Below are 19,157 nucleotides of genomic sequence, written 5' to 3'. Positions count from 1 at the left end.
CGGCATCACCCGAACGGCACCACCCGAACGGGCCATCCGGCATGGCCCGGCCGGACCATGCTCCGGCTGACCCACCTGTGCCGCGATTCCCCCGCCTCCCCACCTGAACGGGTGATCTCTACCCGGGAGTTGTGGCGCATGTCACGAAATCCCTGCGGGCGCGTCCGCAGATGCCGACACTGGGAACCAGCGTGGAAGGACCACCTGTCCTACCCACTTGAGCGCCGGTCAACACCTGGTCGGCGTGCGGACAGGATCCGACTACCGCGGCGGCTCCGGACGGCCCGGCCTCCGGCGGCCGCACCACGGGGAGGATCGCAGAGCGAAGCGAGGGTACGCGTATGTGCCAGCACCGTCCTGAGTGCCCGTCGGCCGAGTCCGAGGACCGCGAGGCGGCCGTCTCGGTGGCCCGCCATCCGGAGCAGGGCTGGAGCCTGCTCTGCAACGGCGTGGTCCTGTTCGAGGACACCGGAGAGCTGCTGCCCGACGGCCGGGTGATCGCCCCGCGCCGCCCCGTCGCCCACGCGGCCTGACCACCCGGTCCGACCGTACGGCGGGGGCAGCCGCCGCGGAGGAAACGAAAGGGCTGGGCCCCGGCGGAACGTTCCGCCGGGGCCCAGCCTTTCGTCCTGCCCTCGAACCGGGCCGAGGGCGTGTCCGTCAGACGCCGTACTCGTCCAGCGGCGGGCAGGAGCAGACCAGGTTGCGGTCGCCGTACGCGCCGTCGATCCGGCTCACCGGCGGCCAGTACTTGTCCGCCGGGTTCACGCCCGCCGGGAAGACCGCCTCCTGCCGCGAGTAGCCGTGCGCCCAGTCGCCGGCCAGCTCGGCGGCGGTGTGCGGGGCGTTGCGCAGCGGGTTGTCGTCGGCGGCCCACTCGCCCGAGCCGACCTTGTCGATCTCGGCGCGGATCGCGATCATCGCGTCGCAGAACCGGTCGATCTCGTGCAGGTCCTCGGACTCGGTCGGCTCGATCATCAGCGTGCCGGCCACCGGGAAGGACATCGTCGGCGCGTGGAAGCCGTAGTCGATCAGGCGCTTGGCGATGTCGTCCACCGTCACGCCCGTCTCCTTGGTCAGCGGGCGCAGGTCGATGATCGACTCGTGCGCGACCAGCCCGCCCGGACCGGTGTAGAGCACCGGGAAGTGCGGCGCCAGGCGCTTGGCGATGTAGTTGGCGTTCAGCACCGCGACCTGGGTCGCGCGCTTGAGGCCCTCGCCGCCCATCAGCCGGACGTACGCCCAGGAGATCGGCAGGATCGCCGCCGAGCCCCACGGCGCGGCCGAGATCGGGCCGACACCGGTGGCCGGGCCGGCCTCCGACTGCAGCGGGTGGTTCGGCAGGTACGGCGCCAGGTGCGCGCGCACCGCGACCGGGCCGACGCCCGGGCCGCCGCCGCCGTGCGGGATGCAGAAGGTCTTGTGCAGGTTCAGGTGCGAGACGTCCGCGCCGAACTTGCCCGGCTTGGCGAGGCCGACCAGGGCGTTCAGGTTGGCTCCGTCCACGTACACCTGGCCGCCGGCCTCGTGCACCATGGCGCAGATGGTGGTGATCTCGGTCTCGTACACGCCGTGGGTCGACGGGTAGGTGACCATCAGCACCGACAGGGTGTCGCGGTGCTGCTCGATCTTGGCCTTCAGGTCCTCGACGTCCACGTCACCGTCGACCAGGGTCTTCACCACGACCACGCGCATGCCGGCCATCACCGCGGAGGCCGCGTTGGTGCCGTGCGCGGAGGACGGGATCAGGCAGACGTCGCGCTGGGTGTCGCCGTTGGCGTGGTGGTAGGCGCGGACGGCCAGCAGGCCGGCCAGCTCGCCCTGCGAGCCCGCGTTCGGCTGGATCGACACGGCGTCGTAGCCGGTCACCTCGACCAGCTGCTGCTCCAGCTGGCGGATCAGGGTGAGGTAGCCCTGGGCCTGCTCGATCGGCGCGAAGGGGTGGAGCTGGCCGAACTCCGGCCAGGTCACGGCCTCCATCTCGGTGGTCGCGTTGAGCTTCATGGTGCAGGAGCCCAGCGGGATCATGCCGCGGTCCAGCGCGTAGTCCCGGTCCGACAGGCGGCGCAGGTAGCGCAGCATGGCGGTCTCCGAGCGGTGGCTGTGGAAGACCGGGTGGGTCAGGTACTCGTCCTCGCGCAGCAGCGCGGCCGGCAGCGTCTCGGCGGCCTCGGCGACCTCGACGGCCGGGACGCCGAACGCGGCCCAGACACCGGCCAGGTGCTCGCGGGTGGTGGTCTCGTCGGTGGAGACCGAGATCCGGTCCTCGCCGTCCTGGTACAGGTTGATGCCGTTGGCGCGGGCGGCGGCGGCGATCTCGGCGGCGCGGCCCGGGACGACGGCGGTGACGGTGTCGAAGAACTCGCCGTGCAGCAGCTCGACACCGCCGGCCCGCAGACCCTCGGCGAGGGCGGCGGCGTAGCGGTGGGTGCGGCGGGCGATGTCGGCCAGGCCGTCCGGGCCGTGGTACACGGCGTACATCGAGGCCATGACGGCGAGCAGCACCTGGGCGGTGCAGATGTTGCTGGTGGCCTTCTCGCGGCGGATGTGCTGCTCGCGGGTCTGCAGCGCCAGGCGGTAGGCGCGGTTGCCGTCGGAGTCGACGGAGACGCCGACCAGGCGGCCGGGCAGCGAGCGGGCGTACTCGGCGCGCACCGAGAGGTAGCCGGCGTGCGGACCGCCGAAGCCCATCGGCACGCCGAAGCGCTGCGAGGTGCCGCAGGCGATGTCGGCGCCCAGCGAGCCCGGGCTCTTGAGCAGGGTCAGCGCCAGCAGGTCGGCGGCGACCGCGACGATCGCGCCCAGGCCGTGCGCCTGCTCTATCACCGGGGCGAGGTCGCGGACCACACCGGTGGCGCCGGGGTACTGCAGCAGCACGCCGAAGACACCGCGCTCGGCGATCTCGGCCGGGATGCCCTCGGACAGGTCGGCGACGACGACCTCGACGCCGGTCGGCACGGCGCGGGTGTTGATCACCGCGATGGTCTGCGGCAGGGTCTCGGCGTCGACCAGGAAGACGCCGCCCTTGACCTTGGTGACGCGGCGGGCCAGCGCCATCGCCTCGGCCGCCGCGGTGCCCTCGTCGAGCAGCGAGGAGCCGGAGGTCGGCAGGCCGGTCAGGTCGGAGACCAGGGTCTGGAAGTTGAGCAGCGCCTCCAGGCGGCCCTGCGAGATCTCCGGCTGGTACGGGGTGTAGGCGGTGTACCAGGCCGGGTTCTCCATGACGTTGCGCAGGATCACCGGCGGGGTGAAGGTGCCGTAGTAGCCCAGGCCGATCATCGGCTGGAGCACCTGGTTGCGGCCGGCCAGCTCGCGCAGCTCGGCGAGGACCTGCGCCTCGGTCCGGCCGGCGGGCAGGTCCAGGCCGGTGATGGAGCGGATCGCCTCGGGCACGGCGGTGGCGGCGAGCTCGTCCAGCGACGCGTAGCCGACGGACGCCAGCATCTTCTCCTGCGCGGCGGCGTCGGGGCCGATGTGGCGGTTCTCGAAGGGACTGGCCAGCTCAAGCTCGGTGAGGGTCGAGGCGCCGGTGGGGCGTCCCGCGTTCGGCTGGGCGTTCATGGTGGTCGAGGCCTCCTGGTCACGGACCGGCGGGGGTCCGAACGCCGGCCGGCCTTTCCCGCTGCGGACAGCAGGTCGGCCCTGGCGGACGAACCCGTCAGGCCTCCCCCTCTGTCATCGGGACCTGAGAGCTTCGCCCGCACGGCGCGCTGTGGGCGCTCCGTCGGCTTGCACCGTCGGTGAGGGTGGTGGTCGTCGGCTCCTGCGCCGACGCTCCTGCCCTGCTTTCCAGAGTGACCTACCCCACACGGTACGGATGCCTGAGAGATTCCGGGGAGGAGTTGCTCCTTCGGCGCTCCGACCAGCGCTTTTCGCGATCGGAGACTCTCCCGAGCGGGCTCTGCGGTCGCCGCCCAGGGTACCAGCGGGAGGCTCTCCGATCACGGGTGCTTCCGGTCACCCCGGGTCTACGCGCGTCCCCCGGACGGCCCAGCCCGCGGCCCGTCCGGCGCACCCCGGTCGCGCCCGTCCGATTCATGGCATTTGGTGTGAAGTGGCGGACGGGACGGGTGCCCCGGCCGCCTTCCTGCGGGAGTTCCGCAGGCTCAGCGCACTGGAGGAAGAAGTGCAGACCGACATCGACCCCCGGGACCTCATCGGCCACAAGGCGGTCGACCGCAACGGAGACAAGATCGGCACGGTCGACGAGGTGTACCTGGACGATGCCACCGGCCGGCCCGAATGGGCCGCCGTCCGGACCGGCATCTTCGGCAGGGACGCCTTCGTCCCGCTCACCACGAGCGAGTTCTCCGGCGACGAGCTCCGGGTGCCGTACGACAAGTCACTGGTGAAGGAGTCGCCGGACTTCGGCGTCGGCCAGCACCTGTCCCCCGCCCAGGAGCTCCAGCTCTACCGCTACTACGGCCTCGACACCCCGATGGACGGCCGCCCGGCCGGCGAGGACGGCGGACGGGCCGCGCAGCCCGACCTCGACTTCGGCACCACCCCGGCCGCGGCCCCGGCCGCCGTGACGACCGCCAAGCCGCTCGCCTTCCACTCCCCCGAGCCCGGCCCGGGCCCGACCACCACGGCCGCCGCACCCGTCATCAACCGCACCAAACCCGCCCCGGAGGTCAACGTGCGCACCGTCAGCACTCCCGCGCCGACCCCGGTCATGGAGCCGAAGCCGCAGCCCGCCCCGGCGGCGACCACCCCGACACCCGCCGGGAGCGCCGCCTCGTCCGCTCCCAGCGGCCCGGTCGAGATCACCTGCCGCGAGGAACGGCTGGACGTGACCACCGAGTGGCACACCGTGGGCACCGCGAAGCTGCGCAAGTACGTGACGACCGAGCAGGTGGAGCGCCGCGTCCCGGTGGTCCGCGAGCGAGTGCGGGTCGAACGGATGCCGCTCAGCGACGCCGAGCGCTCCACCCTCACCGAGAAGGAGATCGCCGAGGCCGTCGAGGAGGTCACCCTCCGTGAGGAACGCCCGGCGATCCGCAAGTACCTCGCCCCCATCGAGCGGGTCCGCCTCGTCGTCGAGCGCTACACCGCCGAGGAGGTGATCCGGGAGGAGCTCCGCCGCGAACACGTCGAGGTCCACGACGACACCACGCCGACCGACACCCCCACCCCGCCCCCGAACACCTCCCGCCCCGCCGCCCTACGCCCCCTCGTCTGACCCACCCCCACCAGGACCCCGGCCCCCAAGGCCGGGGTCCTCCCCTTTTCCCCGGCCCCACCCATGCACCAAAGTCCCCCACCCCCCACAGGCGCCCACTCGCCCCGCCCCACGCCCCCTCCCCGAAACCCCCGCACCACCCCGGCGCCCCCCAAGCCCGCCGCAAGCGCGCCGCACCCCCACCCCCACGGCCCCCTTTGCCATCCCCCCGCGCCACCCCCGCCCCCAAGCCCGCCGCAGGCGCCCCGCACCTCGCCCCACGCCCCGTTGCCAAAACCCCCGCGCCCCCGCCCCCCAAGCCCGCCGCAGGCGCCCCACACCCCCACCCCCACGGCCCCCCTTTGCCAAAGCTTAACCACTCGATATTTGACACTCTGAAGTATCTCCCTGCATGGTTACTTCAGTTCATTCACTATGTACGGGAGGAAGCAACCGTGAGTGAGGCACCCCAGCCCACCACCGCGGCCGAGAAGCAGAGCAGCGCCCGGGTCCTGCCGGCCCTCATCCTGGCGATGCTGTCGTTCAGCGTGGTGCAGACCGCGGTCGTCCCGATCCTGCCCTCGCTGGCCAAGGAACTGAGCGTCTCCGCGTCCAGCGTCACCTGGCTGATGACCGCCAACCTGCTGTCCGCCGCCGTGCTGACTCCCCTCCTCGGCCGCTTCGGCGACCTCCGGGGCCGTAAGCCGATGCTGCTGATCTCGCTGGCGGGCCTGGTCGCCGGTTCGGCGCTGGCAGTCAGCACCCACTCCTTCACCTGGCTGGTCGTCGCCCGCGTCCTGCAGGGCGCCGGCGGTGGCGTCATGCCGCTGGCGATCAGCATCGTCCGCGACGAGCTGCCCAAGCAGAAGGTGACCGGCGGCGTCGCCGCCATCAGCGCCTCGATGGGCGTCGGCTCCGGCCTCGGCCTGGTCGCCACCGGTCTGCTCCTGGAGCACTGGAGCTACAAGTCGATCTTCTGGATGGGCCTGGTCTTCGGCCTGATCGCGGTCGCCCTGGTCGCCTTCCGCGTCCCGTCCGACCCGGTCACCGACAAGGAGGGCGGCGCCGACCCGCTCGGCGCCCTCACCCTGGCCGGCTGGCTCTCCGCACTGCTGGTCGCGGTCAGCCAGGGCAACCACTGGGGCTGGACCTCCACCAAGACCCTCGGCCTGTTCGCCGTCGCCGCCGTCGTGGCCCTGATCTGGGGCGTCATCGAGACCAAGGTCGCGCACCCCCTCGTGGACATGAAGATGATGTCCCGCCCGGCGGTGGCCTTCACCAACATGGCGGGCCTGCTCATCGGCTTCGGCATGTACGGCTCCTTCATGGTCATCAGCAACTTCGCCCAGGCCCCGGAGAAGCTGACCCACTACGGCTTCACCGCCACCGTCCTGCACGCCGGTGTCATGCTGCTGCCGTCCGCGATCGGCTCGATGGTCGCCGCCCCGGTCGGCGCCCTGCTGATCGCCCGCCGCGGCCCGCGCCTGCCGCTGGTCCTCGGTGGTGTCCTCGGCGCCGTCGCAATGGCCTACCTGGCCCTGCGACACAGCCACGAGGGCGACATCTACACCGCCTCGGCGATCTTCGGTCTCGGCGTCGGCCTCGCGTTCGCCGCGATGCCGGCCTACATCAACGGCGCCGTGCCGGTCGAGCAGAGCGGCATCGCCAACGGCATGAACTCGGTGCTGCGGACCGTCGGTGGCGCGATCGGCACCGCCGTCATGGCCGCGATCCTGACCGGCGACACCATGAAGCTGCCGCCGCAGATCCCGCTCTCGCTGCCCACCCTGGACGCCTTCAAGCACGCGTTCTGGACCGCGGCCGTGGTCTGCATCATCGCCGGTGTGGTCCCGTTCCTGATCCGCACCGTCAAGCCCGCCGGCACCGCCGTCGCCGGCAGCTCGGCCCAGCAGGACGCCGGCGACAAGCTGGTCAAGACCGACGCCTGACGAGGCGTCCGGCCCCGCGCTCAGGGACAGGGCGCGGGGCCCGGGCCTCCGTGGTTCGCGAGGGCATCACGAAACCACGGGGTCCGGCACGGTGATACGGCCCCACCCGGTACTCCCCCACCGGGTGGGGCCGTTCTCGTATCTCATTCCCCGCCCGCACCGCCGCCCTCACCCTCGCCCGCACCGCCGCCCTCCCCGCCCTCACCCCGGCGCAGCGGCAGCGGCCGGGACGCCTCCAGCGCCGGATCGTCCACCGCGAAGGTCCGTACCCGCCCCGGCTCGCTCCACGGCGTCTCGAACCGTACGGTGACCCGGCCGACGCCGCTGCCCTGCACCCAGCCCGGCCCGAACTCCGCGTGCCGCACGTCCTGCCCGGGCAGCCAGCGCCGCACCAGGACGGTCTCCCGCTCCTCGTCGGCCTCCTCGGCCGTCTCCTCCGCATGCTCCGCCGTCTCCTCCCGCAGGGCCTGCGCGAACAGGTCCTCCTGCGTGTAGTCGGCGAGTTGGGCGACGCCCACGCCGAGCAGCCGGACCCCGCCGGTGATGTCCACCTGCTCGGCCAGCCGGCGCGCGGTCGCGGTGATCACCGCTTCGTCGTCCGTGGGCCCGCCGAGCGTTTCCGAGCGGGTCAGCGTCGAGAAGTCGAACCGCCGCACCTTGAGTACGACCGTCCGCCCCGAGCGCCCGGCTGCCCGCAGCCGCCGCACGCACCGGGCGGCCAGCGCCTCCACCTCGCGCAGCACCCGTTCCCGGTCGGCCAGGTCCACCTCGTAGGTGTCCTCCACCGAGACGGACTTGGCGTCCTGGTCGGCCACCACCGGCCGCTCGTCGAGCCCTATCGACATCTGGTGGATGCCGGCGCCGTGCGCCCGCCCGAGCAGCTGGACCAGCTCCGTCTCCCCGGCGTCCGCGAGGTCGGCCACCGTGGTGAGCCCGGCCCGCCGCAGCACCTGCTCGGTGGCCGGCCCGATCCCGGGCAGCGCCCGCACCGGCATCGGCCCGAGGACGGCCCGCTCCTGCCCGGGCTCGACCAGCACCAGGCCGTCCGGCTTGGCCTGCTCGGAGGCGATCTTGGCCATCAGTTTGGACCCGGCCGCCCCGACCGAGCCGGTCAGCCCGGTCAGCCGCTGGATGTCCGCCCGCAGGTCCTCCGCCAGCGCGAGCACCAGCCGCTCGCCGGTCTCGTGGTCGGCCTCTGCCAGCACCGGGCCGTACGGACCGGCCTCCAGGTCCACGAAGGCCTCGTCCAGGCTGAGCGGCTGCACCAGCGGCGACAGCTCCCGCAGCAGGCCCATCACGATGTCGCTGACGTACCGGTAGGCCTCGAACCGCCCGGCCAGGAAGGCCGCGTTGGGGCAGAGCCGGCGTGCCTGCGCCATCGGCATGGCCGAGTGCACCCCGAACTTCCGCGCCTCGTACGAGGCGGTGGAGACCACCCCGCGCCCGCCGAGCCCGCCGACGATCACCGGTTTCCCGCGCAGGCTCGGCTTGGCCGCCTGCTCCACCGCCGCGAAGAAGGCGTCCATGTCGAGGTGGATGATGCTCGGCAGAGATCGCACCCGCCGATCATCGCGCACGGGTCCGACAGTACGTACGAACCAGGCCGGCCCCCGCAGCCGACGAGGAGGCCCCGGCGCCGGCCGCTACTTCTTCGCCGCGTGCGCCAGCGCCTTCGGGATGCCCTCCTCCTTGGGCCCGAGGAACACCGGGTCCGGCCGCAACCAGGCGTTGACCGCCGCCTTGCCCGCCCCCGCGACCTCCCGCAGCCCGCCGTACAGCCAGGTCTCGTCGTGCAGCTCCGGCACCCCGACCGCGTACGACCGGATGCCTGCCGCCTCGCACAGCGCCAGCGCCCGCCGGACGTGGAAGTCCTGGCTGACCAGCACCGCCCGGTCCACCCCGAAGATCCGGTGCGCCCGGGTGCAGGAGTTCCAGGTGTCGAAGCCCGCGTAGTCACGGACGACCCGCTCGGCCGGCACCCCGTGCTCGGTCAGGTAGGTGAACATCGCGTCGGGCTCGTCGTACTCGATCCGCCCGTTGTCGCCGGTCACCAGGATCGCCTGCACCTTGCCCTCGCGGTACAGGTCCACCGCGGCGACCAGCCGGTGCTCCAGGTACGGCGTGGGCCTGCCCTGGTCCAGCCCGGCACCGAAGACCACCGCGACCGGCGCGGACGGCGCGCTCTCCACCGTGCCCACCCGGTCCCCCGCCGAGACCCACAGCCAGGCACTGGGCGCCAGCGCCAGCGAGCAGAGCACCGTACCCACCTGGAACACCCTGCGCTGGGTCCTGCGCCGGCGCAGCCGTGTCGCCAACAGCCCGGCCCGGCGCCGCAGCAGCCTCGATATCCCCGTGCCCGACATCCCGGTGCCGACCCCCACGTGCCCTCCCTCGTTCGCGTTACCAGGCAACACGACGGGGCCGCGGGCCCGAACGGTTCCCCGTCCGGGCCCGCGGCCCCGTCGAATGCGTGCTCAGACCGCCCGGTTGCGCCGCTGGGCGAGTTCGTCGGCCGGGTCGTTCCCGACCAGGGTCTCGCCGGTGTCGGTGCGCTCGGCGTGCAGCCGCCCGACGGTGAGCTCCAGCTCCTGCCAGACCGCTCCCACGGCGATACCGAAGACCCCCTGACCGCCCTTCAGCAGGTCCACCACCTGCTGGGGCGTGGTGCACTCGTACACCGTCGCGCCGTCGCACATCAGCGTCATCCCGGCCAGGTCGGCCTGCTCGGCCGCCTGCAGATGGGCGACGGCCACCCGGATGTTCTGCAGCGAGACGCCCGCGTCGAGCAGCCGCTTCACGATCTTGAGCAGCAGGATGTCGCGGAAGCTGTAGAGCCGTTGACTGGTCGCCGGGTACGCCGTACGGACGCTGGGCTCCAGCAGTCCGGTGCGGGCCCAGTAGTCCAGTTGGCGGTAGGTGATGCCGGCCGCCGCGCAGGCCGTCGGGCCGCGGAAGCCGATCAGTTCGGAGGTCGGGGCCAGCCGCTCGATGGCCGGCTGGCCGGCCTGCACGGCCGGGAACCTGCCCACCCGGGGAACGTCCGCGACGGTGCGGGCGGCGCGCGGCACGTGCACGGCGCACAGGCCTCCCGGGGCCGCGTCATCGCCGGTGCTGCTCATGCCTGCCTCCGTCCACTTGTGCTGCGGGCGATCCGACTGCGGGCATCGGTCACCCGGACAGCCACTCCTGACGGTAGGCAGTCCCCTATGACCCGTCAACGATCGCCACGCCGGGCCAGATAAACCACCTCACTCAGGAGAGTGGTTTTTCGTGCCCCTAGTGTGGGTAGATGGACGGTTTTTGGCAAAACGGCACACCGATCGGCCGCACCACCGGGCCGCGTTACTGCGGACCGCCGCCGCCGAAGTCCTCGGGCGAGACCTGGTCGAGGAACTCCCGGAACTTCTCGACCTCGTCCTCCTGCTCGTCCGGGATCGCGATGCCCGCCTCCGCGAGCACCTCCTCGCTCCCGTAGATGGGCGTGCCGGTCCGCAGCGCCAGCGCTATCGCGTCGGACGGCCGCGCACTCACCTCGACCCCACCGGCGAACACCAGCTCGGCGTAGAAGACGCCCTCCCGGAGGTCGGTGATCCGCACCTCGGTGAGCTGCTGGCCGAGCGCTTCCAGGACGTCCTTGAACAGGTCGTGCGTCAACGGGCGCACCGGCGTCATGCCCTGCTGGGCGAAGGCGATCGCGGTCGCCTCACCGGGGCCGATCCAGATCGGCAGGTAGCGATCTCCCCCGACCTCCCGCAGCAGCACGATCGGCTGGTTGGAAGGCATCTCCACTCGGACACCCACGACGTCGAGCTCATTCACACAGGCAACCCTATGGCTCCGGTCCCGGATATGAAAGCGCAGAGCCGACGCCCCTGGTCAGCGCGGTGCACCGGGCGCCCGCCGGCCGCCACGACCGCTACCCGCGGGTCCGCAGGCCGGCCTGGACCATGGCCGCGTGCAACCGGACGGACAGCGTCGCCAGCTCCCGCGCGGTGGCCTCGGCATGCGCCCTGGTCTGCGGGTTCCGGTGCCGGCGCAACGGCGCCACCACCTGTTCCACCAGCGCGATCTCGCGGTCGGCCGCCGCCTTCATGGCTCTCAGGTGCCGCGGCTCCAGTCCGTACCGGCCGAGTTCCGCGACCAGCCGGGCCACCTGCAGCGCCTCGCCGTCGTACCCGCCGTCCGGCCCCGGGGCGACCAGCCCGTACGACTCCCACTCGGCCAGTTCCTGCTCGCCGGCCTCGGCGGCGGCCAGCAGCTCGGCGCGCCCCAGCCGGACCCCGGACGGGACCTCGGCGGAGGCCACCAGCTCCCGGTCCGCCTCCTCCAGCGGCCCGGGCCGGGTGTCGGCCGCGGAGGGCAGCGCGGGTGGGCTCTCGCCGCGCTCGATGGCGTCCAGGTGTTCGCGGATCACCCGCAGCGGCAGGTAGTGGTCCCGCTGCATCCGCAGGACGTAGGCCAGCCGCTCGACGTCGGCCGGGCTGAACTTGCGGTACCCCGAGGGCGTGCGCTGCGGCTCGACCAGCCCCTCCGCCTCCAGGAAGCGGATCTTGGAGATGGTGACCTCGGGGAAGTCGTCGCGCAGGAAGGCCAGCACCGCGCCGATGCTCAGCAGTTCGTCGGCGTCGCGCCGCCGCCCGGCGGGCCGCTCCGTCCGGACCGGCTGCCTGGGGCCCGCGACCACCCCGCGCCCGCCGCGGTCCGCCTGCGGACCGAACGCGGATGGGGTGGCCGCCCCGAGAGAAGATGAAGAAGTATTCGTATTCACTCGGGCTCCTGCCGACGTTGGTTTCAGTACCCCCGGTTGTGGCCGGCGAAGAACACCAGCCGGTACTTCCCGATCTGGACCTCGTCGCCGTTGGTCAGCGACACCTCGTCGATCCGCTCCCGGTTCACGTAGGTGCCGTTGAGGCTGCCCACGTCCGCGACGCTGAAGCCGGCCGGGGTGCGGCGGAACTCCACGTGACGGCGCGAGACCGTGACGTCGTCCAGGAAGATGTCCCCCTGCGGGTGACGCCCCGCCGTGGTGATGTCCGAGTCCAGCAGGAAGCGGCTGCCCGAGTTCGGGCCGCGCTGGACGATCAGCAGGGCCGAGCCCGGCGGCAGCGCGTCGATGGCGGACAGCACCTCGGCCGACAGGGCCGGCGTGGTGCCGGTGCCGGTCGTGGTGGTGGGGTCGTACGACTCCAGCCCGGAGATGGAGATGGTCGACGTGGTCTCCGCCGCCCCCTCCGGCAGCAGGCCGCCGCGCAGCGCCGTGCCGCAGTTGGAACAGAACCGGGCCGAGGCCGGGTTCTGGTTGCCGCACCTGGGGCACGGAGTGGGGCCAGCCATGTTCACAGCCTCCTGGCGCGGCACACCCGACGGGTTGTGCCCGGCGTACGGGTCCGGAGCAAACCCTCCACCAGAGGTTGAGGGTCCTGACGGGAAACCTATGCGCGGGTCGCCGGAGGGGTCAACCGACGCGCCGTAGCCCGCCGGATTCCCCGCGTACTGGGCGGCGCCGCCGTCCCGGTACAGCTGCTGTCCTGCGTACGGCGCGGCCTCGGGGGCGGGTCGCATGCCCGGCACGGCGGGCTCGTCCTCCGGCCGGCGGTGCCGCGCGGTGGGCGCCTCGACGGCGGCCGCGTCACGGCTCTTGTTGCGACCGAACAACTTCGAGAAGAAACTCACGGGCGAATCCCCTTGCGTGTGACAGACCCGCCCGCGGGGCAGGGTGAGAACCTCGGACAGGCCGCGAGCCCGGTTGCGGCTCGGGCCCGCTGGAGTGGTACTCCGACGGTTGGTACGGCGGTTGTTGCTGCGGAGCGTACTGGCGCGAACCAGTCTCGCCCACGTGACGGCGGCGCCCCGCACCGGGTGCCGCCCGCCCGTGACGGGCCGTTCGCCGGGCGCCTCGTCACTTCGAAGCCGGCTTGGCGTACTGCGGCGTCTTCGGATCCACGAGGGCGTCGACGACCACCTTCTGCTGCTGGGTGATCGTCGCCCGCGCCTGGTTGCTCTCCAGCGTGCGGACGACACCTCCCGGGATGTTCAGCGCGGGCGTCAGGTCCTGCGGGTTCCCCACGACGGTGAACCGATAGGGCTGCGAGACCTTCTTCCCGTCGATCTGCACCCCACCGCCCGACTGGTCGGTGAAGTAGGTGTTGACCACCACGCGCACATCGTTGATCTGAATCGCCTCCGCCCCCGCCGCTCGAAGTTCCTGCAGGGTGTCCAGCAGCATATCTGCCTTCACCTGCCCTTGGGGATCATCGACCGTCAGTACGATGCCCGGACCAGTGGCCTTGACGGTACCGGCGAGAACACCCAGTTCCGTCACCTTCTTCCTGGTCTGCTCCTGGGCCTCCTTGGCCTGGTTGGAGCTGTTCTCCAACTTCGCCAGGGACTGCTCCAGCTCCGCCTTCTCCTGCTGGAGACGCTGCTGACGGCTGTCCAGTTCGTCGAGGATCCGGACCAGGTCCTCCTGGCGGGCGCCACGCAGCTGGCTGTGATGGTCGTTGGTCGAACGCACCTGGATCGCGAGCCCCAGGCCGAGCGAGAACAGCAGCAGCGCCACCACCAGCTGACCGCGCGACAGCCGCGGCGGCCAGAGCGCCCCCTTGAGCCGACGGCGCCCGGAGTCCCGGTCCACAACCGGCGACTCCTCGGCGATCTCCGCCGCCACGGGCTCCGGCTCCGGTTCCGGCGCGGGCGTCGACGCGGCAGCAGGCTCAGCGTCCGGCTCACCCTTCGGCTCCGGCTCGGGCTCCGGCTCGGGCTCCGGCTCGGGCTCCGGCTCCGGCTCCTTCGGCCCCTGCTCCGGCACGACCGGCTTCACCAGCCGGAGCGTCGGCTCCGGCAGCGGCTCGGGCCCGACCTCGGCCTCAAGCTCAGCCTTAGCGTCAGACTTCTCCCTGCCCGGGTCCTCCGCCACCGTCCCAGCAGCCGCGCCCATCGCCTCCGGACCGGCCGCCCCGGTCTCCTCCTCGGCGTCCACGGCCTCGTCCGACTCGGCCTCCTCGCCGGGCGCGGGCTCGGGCACGGCGGCAGCTTCCTCGGCGTCCACGCTCCCGGCCGGCACGGCCTCCTGGTCCTTCTTCTCCTCCTCCGCCGCCGCGCGGCCCTGCTCAGGCACGGAAGACATGGCGCCGGATCGCGGCCGCGTTGGAGAAGATGCGGATGCCGAGGACGACGACCACGCCGGTGGACAGCTGGGAGCCGACGCCCAGCTGGTCACCGAGGAAGACGATCAGTGCCGCGACCACCACGTTCGACAGGAACGAGACGATGAACACCTTGTCGTTGAAGATCCCGTCGAGCATCGCCCGGACACCGCCGAACACCGCGTCCAGCGCCGCGACCACCGCGATCGGCAGGTAGGGAACGACGGCGTCCGGCACCTCGGGTTGGACGAAGAGGCCGACGACCACCCCGATCACAAGACCCAGTACGGCAATCACGGTCTGGCTGCTCCTGTCGCTGTCGTGGTCTTGGCGGTCCCGGTGGGCGGACGCCGCTTGGCGGCCGTGCCACTACTACTCGCGGACGCTGAAGGGGTCAGTGAGGCCGACGGTGAGACGGACGCACTCGGGCTCTGGGAGGTTCCGGCGCCGGCCGAGGGGCTGCCGCTCGGCGCCTGGCCGGCGGGCGGCGTCGCCGTGGGCGAGGGCTCGGGCGTCACGGGCTGCGCGGTCCGCAGCGTCACCCCCACCGCCGCCGGCAGCGTCATGCTCTTCTGCGTGGAGAGCGTCGACTTGATGCCGTACTTCTCCTGCAGCAGCCGCAGGTACTGCCCGGCCATGGCGTTCTCGAAGGCGGCCAGCAGTTTCGGCCCGTCCCCGATCGCCTGGATGTTGTAGGGCGGCACCAGCGGCCGGTTGTCCACCAGGACGGCCTCGCCGGCGGCCCGGATCGCGGAGAGCGCCGTCAGCCGCTGGCCGTTGATCGCCACGGCCTCGGCCCCGGATCCCCAGAGGCCGTTCACCACCAGTTGCAGATCGCGGTCCCGCAGCCGGCCGCTGTTGGAGAAGCCCTGCCCGGCCCGCGGGTCGACGTTCCCCCCGAGGCCCGTCCCCGTGGCGTCCTCCAGCACCAGCTTCACGCCCGGACCGGTCACCTCGCCCAGCCCCACCGCGCCGGTCAGAGCACCCGGGTCACCGTTCCCCGCCGAGGCCAGCGCCTGCTGCTGCGTGCCGTCGACCTTGCGCCGCAGGTCCTGCACCTGCTTCTGCAGGTGGTCGGCCGAGGTGTTGCTGTCGTTGATCCGCTGGATCAGTGCGTCCCGTTCCTTGGCCAGCGTCGGCTCGGCCTTGCGCGCGTTCACCGCGCCCACCGTCACCACCGCTCCGACCAGCGCCAATCCGGCGCCCAGCGTGAGCAGCCCCCGCAGCGTCCCGGGTATCCGACTGTCGCGGGCACCACCACGGGCCGCGGCCGCCTCGGCGTAGCCCTCGTCCAGGCTGTGGTCCATCACGTTGGTCAGCAGGGACATCGAGGCGTCCGGACGGTTGTACCGCCCGTTCGGGGCACTCGGTGTCGGCATCGCTGGCATGGAAACCATCGTCCCATGGCGGCCGAGGGGCCCGTGCACGGCCCCTGAGCTGCACACACGCTGCACACATGACGGAAAGTGACGGAACATTCCGAATGAGGTGAAAACGGACAGCGGGGCGCACGAACCACACCGTGCGCCCCGCCGATCGGGTCCGCTCCGTTCTCAGCTGCGGGCCGTCACCGCCCGGCGCCGTCGACCACCGCCGCCCACTCGTCCAGCAGCGCCTCGGTCGCCTCGTCGTCCGGGCCCTCCGCCCAGAGGTGGGTGATCGCCTCGGCCGGGTCCGGCAGTACCAGCGTCCAGCGCCCGTCCGCCTCGACCACTCGCACACCGTCGGTGGTGTCCAGCCGCCGGCTCCCGGCCGCCTCCACCACCGAGCGCATGACCATGCCCTTGGCCGCCCACGGCGTCGCGATGTCCCGGTGCCGGATGTGCGCCTGCGGGATCCGCGCGTCGATCTGGCTGAGCGTGAGCTGCGTCCGCGCGACCAGGCCGACCAGCCGGACGAAGGCCGCGGCCCCGTCCAGCACACCGCTGAACTCGGGCACCACGAATCCACCGCGGCCGTCACCGCCGAACACCGTGCCCTCGGCGGAGGCCGCCTTGGCGAGGTCGTCCGGCGTCGTCGTGGTCCAGATGACCTGGGTGCCGTGGTACGCGGCGACCTGCTCGGCGATCCGGGTCGTGGTCACCGGCAGCGCCACCTGACCGCTGCGCCGCTCGGCGGCGACCAGGTCCAGCAGCACCAGCAGCGCCCGGTCGTCGTCGATCACCCGGCCCAGCTCGTCGACGAACGCGACACGCTCGCCGACCGGGTCGAACCGGACTCCGAAGGCCGCCCGCGAGGAGGCCACCAGCTCGCCGAGCCTGGCCAGCCCGGCCCGCCGCGTCTCCGCGTCCTCGGTCGGCCGCGCCTCGTCCAGCCCGCTGGAGACCGTGAGCGCCTCCACCCCGAGCCGGCCGAGGATGCTCGGCAGAACGAGGCCCGCGCTGCCGTGCGCGGTGTCCACGACCACCTTCAGCCCGGCCTCCCGGACCCCGGTGGTGTCGACCGTCCGCAGCAGGTTGCCCGCGTAGGAGTCGAAGACGCTGGACGGGAAGGTCAGGTCCCCGATCTCACCGGGGAAGGCCCGCCGGTACTCCTGGCGCGCGTAGACCCGGTCGAGCTTGCGCTGCCCGGCCTGGGACAGGTCCGCCCCGCGCTCGTCGAAGAAGAGGATGTCCAGCGAGTCCGGCACCCCCGGCGTGGTCCGCAGGAAGATCCCGCCCGCACTCCCCCGCGCCGTGTGCTGCCGCGCCACCGGCATCGGCACGTTCTCCAGGTCCCGGACGTCGATCGCGGAGGTCTGCAGCGCCGAGATCATCGCCCGTTTGAGCGCACGCGCACCACGCGAGTGGTCACGCGCAATGGTGACGGTGGCCCCCTTCTTCAGGGTGGTCGCGTAGGCGCCCGCCAGCCGTACGGCCAGCTCCGGGGTGATCTCGACGTTCAGGATCCCCGAGACCCCGCGCAGGCCGAAGAGGTGCTCCTGGCCGCGCGACTCCCAGATCACCGAGGTGTTGACGACGGCCCCGGCCTCGATGGTCTTGAACGGGTAGACCCGGACGTTCGCCCCGATGATCGACTCCTCGCCGACCAGGCACTCGTCCCCGATCACCGCCCCGTCCTCGATCCGGGCGGCCCGCATCACATCGGTGTTCTTCCCGACCACGCAGCCGCGCAGATTGCTCTGCGGCCCGACGTACACGTTGTCGTGCACCACCGCCTTGTGCAGGAACGCGCCTCTCTTGACGACCACGTTGCTGCCCAGCACGGTGTGCTCGCGGATCTCGACCCCGGCCTCGACCTTGGCGTAGTCCCCGATGTACAGGGGCCCGCGCAGCACCGCCTCGGGGTCCACCTCGGCGCCCTCGGCGACCCAGACACCGGGCGAGATCTCGAACCCGTCGAGCTCGACGTCGACCTTGCCCTCCAGGACGTCCGCCTGGGCCTTCCCGTAGCTCTCGTGGGTGCCCACGTCCTCCCAGTAGCCCTCGGCGACGTAGCCGTAGACCCGCTTGCCCTCCTTCAACAGCTGCGGGAAGACATCGCTCGACCAGTCGACGGACTCACCCGCTGCGACGTAGTCGAAGACCTCGGGTTCCATCACGTAGATACCGGTGTTCACCGTGTCGGAGAAGACCTGCCCCCAGGTCGGCTTCTCCAGGAATCGCTCGACCCTTCCCTCGTCGTCCGTGATCGTGATCCCGAACTCCAGCGGATTCGGTACCCGGGTGAGACAGACGGTGACCAGGGCGTCCTTGCTGCGGTGAAAGTCGATCAATTCGGAGAGATCGAAGTCGGTCAGCGCGTCACCGGAGATCACCAGAAAGGAGTCGTCCTTGAGCGCGTCCTCGGCGTTCTTGACACTCCCCGCAGTGCCCAGTGGCGTCTCCTCGTGGGCATAGGTCAGATGCATGCCCAGCTCTTCGCCGTCACCGAAGTAGTTCTTGACCAGCGATGCCAGGAACTGGACCGTGACGACGGTGTCGGAGAGGCCGTGCCGCTTCAGCAGCCGAAGCACGTGCTCCATGATCGGCCTATTGGCGACCGGAAGCAGCGGCTTCGGCATGCTGGAGGTCATCGGGCGGAGTCGAGTGCCCTCGCCCCCTGCCATTACAACGGCTTTCATTACGGGTGCGTCCTCCTTCGCGGTGGTGGTGGACCAACAGGTCCATCAAACCGTTCCAGAGGGTTCTCTACCCGGAAGGTATCGTCCGACGCACCGATGGAGCGTGGGGCTTCTCTCAGATCGCGTCTCAGACTGCGGACGCGGAGCGCGCCGCACTCGCCTTGACGATCTGCCGCGCCTGAACCGCGTAGAGAATCGCGGCCCACCAGTAGAGGACGGTCCCCCACCAGATGAAGGCCCAGCTCACGACCTCGGCCGGCCGCGCGATCCAGCTGTCCACACTGCCGAGCAGCAGAAGCGGAAACGCGTACATCAGATTGAACGTCGCGGCCTTCCCCAGGAAACTCACCTGGAGCGGCCCGTAACCGTGCCGGTTGAGAATGGGCAGAAGCGCCGCGATAAACAGCTCCCGGGCCAGCAGAATCGCCGTCAGCCACCACGGCAGAATCTCACGCCAGGTCAATCCGACCAGCGTGGACAGCACATAGAGCCGGTCGGCCAGCGGATCCAGCAGCTGCCCCACCCGGCTGATCTGCCCCCATCGCCTGGCGAGCTTTCCGTCCAGGTAGTCGCTGACGCCGCTCAGCGCCAGGATCAACAGCGCCCAACCGTCATTGTTGGGTCCACCGAAGACCGGCCACAGAATGAGCCAGAGGAAGAGCGGTACACCGACCAGCCGGCCCATGCTCAGCAGGTTGGGGATGGTGAGGACGCGATCGGTCTGGACCCGCGTCTCCTGGACCTCCACCCGGGGCCTCCTGTCCGTGTGACGACAATGCACGTTGACCTTACAACAGAGAAGCCCCCGTCCGGTTCACCCGGCGGGGGCTTCTCTCGAA

The 19,157-nt window shown here is 71.6% G+C and carries 15 protein-coding genes and 1 riboswitch; of the genes, 3 read left to right on the top strand and 12 right to left on the bottom strand.

All coding sequences use genetic code 11. The features are described 5' to 3' along the window. Positions 1-341 precede the first annotated feature (341 nt). Entirely contained in the window at positions 342-533 is a 192-nt protein-coding gene (locus BX285_RS29655; protein WP_097235094.1) for a DUF5999 family protein, read from the top strand. Between the two features lie 127 nt (positions 534-660). On the opposite strand, the gene gcvP is transcribed toward BX285_RS29655, so the two are convergent. After that, complete coding sequence (gene gcvP, locus BX285_RS29650) at positions 661-3,561, bottom strand: aminomethyl-transferring glycine dehydrogenase (RefSeq protein ID WP_097235095.1); 2,901 nt, start codon at positions 3,559-3,561, stop codon at positions 661-663. A gap of 238 nt (positions 3,562-3,799) precedes the next feature. Continuing rightward, a riboswitch (glycine riboswitch) is annotated at positions 3,800-3,903 on the bottom strand. Between the two features lie 151 nt (positions 3,904-4,054). Between gcvP and BX285_RS29645 the strand changes: the two genes are divergently transcribed. Together BX285_RS29645 and BX285_RS29640 are read left to right on the top strand one after the other, a co-directional pair. Then, positions 4,055-5,182 (top strand): PRC and DUF2382 domain-containing protein, encoded by a 1,128-nt coding sequence (locus tag BX285_RS29645; RefSeq protein ID WP_097235096.1) that lies wholly within the window; start codon positions 4,055-4,057, stop codon positions 5,180-5,182. Positions 5,183-5,616: 434 nt separating this feature from the next. Continuing rightward, positions 5,617-7,110 carry an MFS transporter gene (locus BX285_RS29640; protein ID WP_121178771.1) on the top strand — a complete coding sequence of 498 codons (1,494 nt, stop codon included), beginning with the start codon at positions 5,617-5,619 and terminating at the stop codon, positions 7,108-7,110. A gap of 143 nt (positions 7,111-7,253) precedes the next feature. On the opposite strand, the gene BX285_RS29635 is transcribed toward BX285_RS29640, so the two are convergent. The 11 genes from BX285_RS29635 to pgsA form a co-directional block, all read right to left on the bottom strand. After that, complete coding sequence (locus tag BX285_RS29635; protein WP_121178770.1) at positions 7,254-8,669, bottom strand: DNA polymerase IV; 1,416 nt, start codon at positions 8,667-8,669, stop codon at positions 7,254-7,256. Positions 8,670-8,753: 84 nt separating this feature from the next. Next, on the bottom strand, positions 8,754-9,473 hold the full coding sequence (locus tag BX285_RS29630; protein ID WP_097239809.1) for a vancomycin high temperature exclusion protein: 720 nt from the start codon (positions 9,471-9,473) through the stop codon (positions 8,754-8,756). Positions 9,474-9,584: 111 nt separating this feature from the next. Then, entirely contained in the window at positions 9,585-10,229 is a 645-nt protein-coding gene (locus BX285_RS29625) for a MerR family transcriptional regulator (protein ID WP_097235099.1), read from the bottom strand. Between the two features lie 223 nt (positions 10,230-10,452). After that, positions 10,453-10,929 (bottom strand): bifunctional nuclease family protein, encoded by a 477-nt coding sequence (locus BX285_RS29620; protein WP_030062493.1) that lies wholly within the window; start codon positions 10,927-10,929, stop codon positions 10,453-10,455. A gap of 97 nt (positions 10,930-11,026) precedes the next feature. Then, positions 11,027-11,722: a MerR family transcriptional regulator gene (locus BX285_RS29615; protein ID WP_179853019.1), complete on the bottom strand. Its 696-nt coding sequence runs from the start codon at positions 11,720-11,722 to the stop codon at positions 11,027-11,029. Between the two features lie 179 nt (positions 11,723-11,901). Then, positions 11,902-12,783: an FHA domain-containing protein gene (locus tag BX285_RS39585; protein ID WP_097235101.1), complete on the bottom strand. Its 882-nt coding sequence runs from the start codon at positions 12,781-12,783 to the stop codon at positions 11,902-11,904. Between the two features lie 226 nt (positions 12,784-13,009). Continuing rightward, positions 13,010-13,918: a DUF881 domain-containing protein gene (locus BX285_RS29605; protein ID WP_259470901.1), complete on the bottom strand. Its 909-nt coding sequence runs from the start codon at positions 13,916-13,918 to the stop codon at positions 13,010-13,012. Between the two features lie 301 nt (positions 13,919-14,219). Further along, complete coding sequence (locus tag BX285_RS29600; RefSeq protein WP_030062488.1) at positions 14,220-14,552, bottom strand: small basic family protein; 333 nt, start codon at positions 14,550-14,552, stop codon at positions 14,220-14,222. Beyond that, the gene (locus BX285_RS29595) at positions 14,549-15,634 is read right to left on the bottom strand and encodes a DUF881 domain-containing protein (RefSeq protein ID WP_373560451.1); all 1,086 of its coding nucleotides are present in this window, start codon (positions 15,632-15,634) and stop codon (positions 14,549-14,551) included. The genes BX285_RS29600 and BX285_RS29595 overlap by 4 nt, the downstream gene beginning before the upstream one ends. A 188-nt stretch (positions 15,635-15,822) precedes the next feature. Then, positions 15,823-18,318, bottom strand: a complete 2,496-nt coding sequence (locus BX285_RS29590; protein ID WP_121178769.1) for a mannose-1-phosphate guanyltransferase — start codon at positions 18,316-18,318, stop codon at positions 15,823-15,825. Positions 18,319-18,445: 127 nt separating this feature from the next. Further along, the gene (gene pgsA / locus BX285_RS29585; protein ID WP_097235104.1) at positions 18,446-19,066 is read right to left on the bottom strand and encodes a CDP-diacylglycerol--glycerol-3-phosphate 3-phosphatidyltransferase; all 621 of its coding nucleotides are present in this window, start codon (positions 19,064-19,066) and stop codon (positions 18,446-18,448) included. Between the last annotated feature and the right edge of the window lie 91 nt (positions 19,067-19,157).

Origin of the sequence: Streptomyces sp. 1114.5, assembly GCF_003635085.1 — a bacterium.
Classification (GTDB): Bacteria; Actinomycetota; Actinomycetes; order Streptomycetales; family Streptomycetaceae; genus Kitasatospora.
This window is presented reverse-complemented; position numbering and strand designations above follow the sequence as displayed.